The following is a 704-nucleotide window of genomic DNA, read 5'->3' as shown; positions in this document are numbered from 1 at the left end:
AGGGGGATGGTGAGGTGGAGGGTGGTGTCGGGGCCGCGGTCGGTGTCGTGGGTGCCGGTGTGCAGGGTGGTGGCGGTGGCACACACGGCGGTGAGGGCTTCGACGCGGCGTTGGCCGGCGGGGCGCAGGTCGGGCTCGCCGGTCTCGTCGTTCGGGGTGGGCGCGGACAGCGGTCCGATGGCGGCTTCGAGGGTGGCGGCCTGTTCGGGGGTCATCCACAGCTGGTACTCGGTCAGGTCGGCCGACTCGATGTGGGGCATCGAGAGGCGGGCGGCGGTGGCCAGGCGGGTGTGGAGGTCCTGCAGGGCGTCGTGGTGGCCGTGCTCGGCCAGCAGCCGGGGTCGCAGGCGCCGCATCACGGCGGGTCCGTGCTCGGCGGCGAGGGCGACCAGCCCGGCGGCCGCGGTGGGCAGTGCGGCGGGCTGGAGCAGGGGTGCGAGGCGGGTGGTCTCGCGCAGCACGGCGCACCCGGTGTGGGCCTCGACCTGCGCGTCGTGGACGGCGGCCCAGACGACGCCGAGGGCGGTGGCGGGGTCGGGGTCGCAGCGCTGGGTGGGGGTGTCGCCGGCGGCGACGTCGACGACGATCCGGGCCACGGCCGCGGCGCCGGACTGCCGCAGGGAGGGGGCGTGCTGCCGGACCCAGGCGTGGGTGGCGGACCCGGCGACCTCCCCGCGCCGCACGGCCTCCAGCGCGACCACGAC

The 704-nt window shown here is 77.4% G+C and carries 1 protein-coding gene; it reads right to left on the bottom strand.

Annotation, left to right across the window (positions count from 1 at the left end):
- On the bottom strand, positions 1-704 hold a 704-nt coding region (locus J3473_RS19260), incomplete at both ends, for a DUF222 domain-containing protein (protein ID WP_368857120.1).

This window comes from Phycicoccus sp. DTK01 (assembly GCF_017312765.1).
Classification (GTDB): Bacteria; Actinomycetota; Actinomycetes; order Actinomycetales; family Dermatophilaceae; genus Phycicoccus; species Phycicoccus jejuensis.
This window is presented reverse-complemented; position numbering and strand designations above follow the sequence as displayed.